Annotated in this window: 5 protein-coding genes; 3 read left to right on the top strand and 2 right to left on the bottom strand. The window is 25.6% G+C overall.

Annotation, left to right across the window (positions count from 1 at the left end):
- Positions 1 to 192: 192 nt before the first annotated feature.
- On the bottom strand, positions 193 to 894 hold the full coding sequence (locus tag KQ44_RS10830) for a hypothetical protein (RefSeq protein ID WP_240516604.1): 702 nt from the start codon (positions 892 to 894) through the stop codon (positions 193 to 195).
- Between the two features lie 473 nt (positions 895 to 1,367).
- Here KQ44_RS10830 and KQ44_RS10825 point away from each other — a divergent pair, with 473 nt between their 5' ends.
- Complete coding sequence (locus KQ44_RS10825) at positions 1,368 to 2,747, top strand: phage terminase large subunit (RefSeq protein WP_096737410.1); 1,380 nt, start codon at positions 1,368 to 1,370, stop codon at positions 2,745 to 2,747.
- Positions 2,748 to 2,839: 92 nt separating this feature from the next.
- Here the strand turns inward: KQ44_RS10825 and gatB are convergent, their stop codons facing one another.
- Complete coding sequence (gene gatB, locus KQ44_RS10820; protein WP_096737409.1) at positions 2,840 to 4,291, bottom strand: Asp-tRNA(Asn)/Glu-tRNA(Gln) amidotransferase subunit GatB; 1,452 nt, start codon at positions 4,289 to 4,291, stop codon at positions 2,840 to 2,842.
- A gap of 178 nt (positions 4,292 to 4,469) precedes the next feature.
- Here gatB and KQ44_RS10815 point away from each other — a divergent pair, with 178 nt between their 5' ends.
- Complete coding sequence (locus KQ44_RS10815; protein ID WP_205676566.1) at positions 4,470 to 5,201, top strand: DNA adenine methylase; 732 nt, start codon at positions 4,470 to 4,472, stop codon at positions 5,199 to 5,201.
- 234 nt (positions 5,202 to 5,435) lie between these two features.
- Positions 5,436 to 5,690 (top strand): AlwI family type II restriction endonuclease (locus tag KQ44_RS15140; protein WP_346426139.1); only part of this gene is annotated, 255 nt, incomplete at its 3' end.

Below are 5,690 nucleotides of genomic sequence, written 5' to 3'. Positions count from 1 at the left end.
AGTATTATACTAATAGAACTAATATAACCATCTCTTAATACACTATCATGCTGAAAAACATAATATAAACAGAATATATATTCTATTATTTTAGATAAAGAAATCTCTTCAATATATTTAAAATTATCTATTCTTCTTACTAATTCAGTATAATTCAAATGCTTAATACTTTCTTCTATTAACTTTATTTTATTAGAAAGAATCTTTTTTTAATAAAGACTTATCAATATTCTCATTATTATCATCGCTGAAGAAAATATCTGCTATATCTTTTAAATTTAATTTACAATTTTCAAAATAATATATTTTCTCAAGAACTGGAAGATGATATATACAGTAAAGCACTTTGTTAGAAGGTCTTTTATCTTCTTTGATTATACTATCCTGAACTTTATAAGAAGGAAGTATGCAGTTTTTATTATCATCATAATAGTTCTGCATTCTCTTTATAAGTTTATCTTTCTTGATAGGAAGTTTATCAAATACACTATCTTCAATATTGGAAATATCTATTTTTCCGTCATCTGAAATATAGTTTATTATATCAAGCTCAAAATGACTTCTTAAATAGCTGTATAAATCGGCAAACACTCCTATTTCAAAGAATAATATTTTATCTTTATAATTAGTCATTATGCCTTTTATATCTTCCTTTACTGCCTGAAAATCATTAAATTCGTATGTGAATATACTATCATCTTCTGAAATTACTGCTTTCTCTACGCTGTAGGGTTTATCACCTGATATTTTAGAAACTATAAAGCATTCTCGGTTTCCTGATATTAATGTTCTAAGCGAAGGAAGTACGTAATTGTATCTTGCATTTTTATCTGAATTACTATAATATTTTATATTATATTTTCTATCGGCTATATTAATGCTTTCTTTTTTCATATAATATTATCCTTAGTTATTCTTGCATATAGATACTTGCTTTATTATAACAGAATTATCAAAAATAATTTGCTATGTCTTCCGAAAGATGTTATTAATTTTTGTAATTTTTTTAAAAAAATATACTTTTTATGTAATTATTTACCTTAAATAAATATACACTGTATCATTTTTATTAATTGATTTTTTCTAAAATTTTAAACCCCGCACGTAACATAGTATAAAAATATAATAGTTTAGTCATAAATTTAAACTTTATTTAATAAATAAAAATACTCTAAACGTGCGGTTGTAGGCATTAGAATATACTATAGTCTTGTAGTTGTATATTAAGATTAGCAATAAAATAATATAAAATTCAAAGTAATTAAATACTAAATATCAGAAATACAAAATCATATTAATAATCACTAATAATTTTTAATATTTATTAGTGATTATTTATATTTTTATAATGGGTAATAAAAAATACTATGGAAATAAAGTTTAATATATTAAAACCGTTTGAGAAATGGGCAAATACTGATAAGCGTTTAAAAATAGCATTTGGGGGCAGAGGCGGAGGGAAAAGCGAATCTATTGCTAGGATACTTATAGCTAAAAGTTTTGAGATTAAGGGTGTTATACTTTGCTCAAGAGAGATTCAAAAGTCAATAGCATATTCTACTTATCCTCTTCTTGTGAGCATTATTAAAGAATTAAAACTCGAAAGTTTTTTTAATATAAAAAGAAATGAAATTACTAATAAAATAACTAACAGTAAATTTATATTTTTAGGTATAAGAGAATGCTCTATTGAAGAGATAAAATCTATTTACAATGTAAGAATATGCTTTATAGAGGAAGGTCAGACTCTCACACAAAGAAGCTATGAGATATTAGAGCCTTCCATACGTGCTTTAAAAAGTGAAATATGGATAGCATTTAATCCCAGATTTGAAACAGACTTTATTTATAAAATGACAAGTAAGTTCAATTTAGAGAGTTTATTTTACACTGATAAAAATAATAATAAATACAATTATAAAGAATATGAAGATAATAATATTTTAATAACATTTATTAATTATGACGGAAATTATTATTTCAGCGATATATTAAATAAATCAAGACTCTCTACTTTAAGACTTCTTCCAAAAATGTATGATCATATTTGGCTTGGTAAAATAAAAAATAAACAGGGAAAAGTTTTTCTATATTCAAAATTAAAGTTTTATGATGACAAGAATAATATTAATACTATTATAGAAGAAATTAATTCATCTGAACATAAAGCTGTAATTGATCCAGCATTTGGAGAATATAATTGTTTTACTTCAGTTATAATTTATACACAAATAGGGGAGAATATATATTTAATAGATTCTGGGCTTATGCGTAATGATGAAAACTCTACCACAGATGAAAGCATAATTAATTTTCTAATAAATAAAAAAATTAAAAAGGTATTATGCGAAAGTAATTTTGCTCAAAAAGAATTGGTAAAAAGATTAGAGAAACATTTTGAAGTAACGCCATTTTATGTTCATAAAAATAAAATAGAGAGAATAGTTAATGCTAGTTATTTGATATATGATAAAGTTTATTTTCCTAAAAGCTGGCAGGAAGTTCCAGAGAGTTCAGATACTGATAAATGGCTTAGTACAAATGAAGGAAGAGGATATATTGCTTTAAGGCAGCTGCTCAATTTTGATGATTCACTTTCTCAAAATAATATTAAAGGTGATATATTCAGCTACTTAGATTTTCCAGATGCTTTGTCAAGTTTAATATTTTTTGGTATTGAAGAATTAGTTTCTGAAGATGAAAGTGAGAATAAAATAAATATTATAAATTCTATTTTCGGAGAATGAAATGTTTTATAGTTATATTAAAAAATATAAACAAAAAACCCTAACAGCAAAAGCCGTTAGGGTTATATCTATAGTACTAAAAATATCAAAAATTATTCGCTTAAAACTTTTCTTAATACTTCATTAACAAGTTTAGGGTTACCCTGTCCTTTAGTAGCTTTCATAGTTTGTCCTACCAAGAACCCGAATGATTTTTCTTTACCTGCCTTGAAGTCTGCTACTGATTTAGGATTTTCTTCTAAAACTTTTCTTATTATAGCTTCAAGCTCTCCTGTATCACTTACTTGTTTAATTCCTTTTCTATCTACTATAACAGAAGGAGCTTCTCCAGTTTCGCACATATCTTCAAAAATCTCTTTAGCTATTTTACCACTTATAACGCCTTCATCTATAAGTTTGAATATTTCAGCAATATGTTCTGGTTTTGGTTTGAAATCTTTAATAGTTTGAAGTTTTTTGTTTAAGTAGGCATTCACTTCAACCATTATCCAGTTGCTTATTTTTTTAGGCTGTTTAGGATATGCTTTAACAGCTGATTCATAGTAGTCAGCTAAAGCAGCATCTTCTGTAAGTACTACTATATCTTGATCTGGTAAATCATAATCTTTTTTAAGTCTCTCACGTTTTTGCTGCGGAAGTTCTGGGAGTTCTTTTTTAGCATTTTCAATCTCTTCATCTTGAAGTACTAAAAGAGGTATATCTGGGTCTGGAAAATATCTGTAATCTGCAGCACCTTCTTTTGAACGCATTCCTTTAGTAGTATTTTCTTTAGCATCGTAAAGTCTAGTTTCCTGTAAGATTTTCTCCCCATTATTTAGAGCTTTTATCTGACGTTTGATTTCATAATCAATAGCTAGTCTTACATTTCTAAAACTATTCATATTTTTTACTTCAGTTTTAACCCCTAGTTCTTTACTTCCTTTAGGGCGTATAGAAACATTGGCATCGCATCTTAAAGAACCTTCTTCCATATTACAGTCTGAAACATCAATATATTTAAATATTTTTTTGAGTTCTGTTAAATACTGATATGCTTCTTCTCCTGTAGAGATATCTGGTTCGCTTACGCATTCTATCAAACAACAGCCAGCACGGTTCAAGTCTACATAGCTTAAAGGTCTTCCAGTATCATCATGTACAAGTTTGCCTGCATCTTCTTCCATGTGTATTCTATTTATTCTTATGCTTTTATTGTAAGAAGAGCCGTCGTCATTAAGTACAGTTATATCAAGATGACCTTCTGTACAGATTGGTTCGTCCATTTGAGTAATTTGATAGTAGGAAGGCAAATCTGGGTAGAAATAATGTTTTCTAGCGAATCTGCTTTTCTTTTGAATAGTGCAGTTAGTAGCAAGTCCTGCTTTAATAGTTTTATGCACCATTTCTTTATTAACTATAGGTAAAGTACCTGGGTGAGCCTGACATCTTGGACAAGTGAGCGTATTTGCAGGAGCACCGAAAGTATTTGGGCATGAACAGAATGCTTTAGTTTTAGTATTAAGCTGAACATGCACTTCTAATCCTATGACTGCTTCATATTCCATATTAATTAATCCTAATTATTAAAGTAATTTTTTAAAAATATTATGTTTATTTTATATGAATTTGTATTTTTTTTCAAGTACAGCAAAATTAAAAACACTTTATTAATTAATATTGTTTACTTGAATTTATCTTTATTTCTGTTAATATAATTAGTAAAATTTTATTTATTATTTTACTATGATATATTATAATACTACATATATTAATAATAGAAGATATTTAGGAAATAAATATAATCTTCTTGGTTTCATTAGGCATGTTGTTGACACTGAATGTGATAATATAAAAATAGTGGCTGATATATTTTCAGGAACTGGTGTTGTAGCCTCCGCTTTTTTAGATAAGCAATTAATAACAAATGATAACTTGTATAGTAATTATATTTGTCATGTTGCTTGGTTCAGTCCTAAAAGATACTCATATAAAAAAATAGTTAAATATATAAAAGAGTATAATTCTATAATAGTAAAAGATGATAATTATGTTAGTAATAATTTTTCAGATACTTTTTTTAGCAAAGAAAATTGCAGAAAAATAGGATATATAAGGGAAAATATAGAAGAATTATACAATACTAAAAAAATTAATTTTAAAGAGAGAGCAATATTAATAACTTCATTACTATATTCCATGGATAAAATAGCAAATACTTGTGGACATTATGATGCTTATATAAAAAATAATAAGTCTTATTTAGAAAAAAAATTGGAACTGTATGTCCCGATTAAGATGAATAATCTTAATATTAATAATGTTTGTTACAATATGGACAGTAATGAACTTGTAAAAAATATAAAAGCTGATTTAGTATATATAGATCCTCCATATAACTCTAGACAATATTGCGATACATATCATTTTTTAGAAAATATAGCTAGGTGGGATAAGCCAGAAGTAAAAGGAATTTAGAGAAAAATTTAAAAATAATAAATGGCAATATATACAAAAAGAATATTATAATCATTTAAAAGCTAATGGTTTTATATATGGGAATGCTAAAAATCCAGAAAAAGATGCTAGACAAAAAACTTCTGGGCTAGTTGATATTGGTTTAATAGATGATAATAGATATATAACAGAAGTAGGAAAAGAATTATTAAAAATAGTTGAAAATAAAATTTTAATGGTAATAATTTATTTAATATAGATAATGATAGTTTTATATACTTAAAACAATTATTAAAAACTTATAATGATATAAATAGTCATATAGTTAGACCTTTTATTATTTTTTTATATATAATTTCAAAGTTAGACTATTTATCTAATGATGAGTTTACCTATCTTTTACCATTATGTATTAATAAAGACATAACAGAAAATATTATCAATTATATGTTGAAATCAAGAAATAGTAATTTAAATATTATAGATGATATTATTATAAATATCATTATG

The sequence above is a fragment of the Brachyspira sp. G79 genome (assembly GCF_002379365.1).
Classification (GTDB): domain Bacteria; phylum Spirochaetota; class Brachyspiria; order Brachyspirales; family Brachyspiraceae; genus Brachyspira.
This window is presented reverse-complemented; position numbering and strand designations above follow the sequence as displayed.

Excerpts from the sequence above, each read along its gene's own strand:
- gatB (WP_096737409.1), bottom strand. The coding sequence starts at position 4,291 with ATGGAATATGAAGCAGTCATAGGATTAGAAGTGCATGTTCAGCTTAAT.
- KQ44_RS10830 (WP_240516604.1), bottom strand. The coding sequence starts at position 894 with ATGAAAAAAGAAAGCATTAATATAGCCGATAGAAAATATAATATAAAA.
- KQ44_RS10825 (WP_096737410.1), top strand. The coding sequence starts at position 1,368 with ATGGAAATAAAGTTTAATATATTAAAACCGTTTGAGAAATGGGCAAAT.
- KQ44_RS10815 (WP_205676566.1), top strand. The coding sequence starts at position 4,470 with ATGATATATTATAATACTACATATATTAATAATAGAAGATATTTAGGA.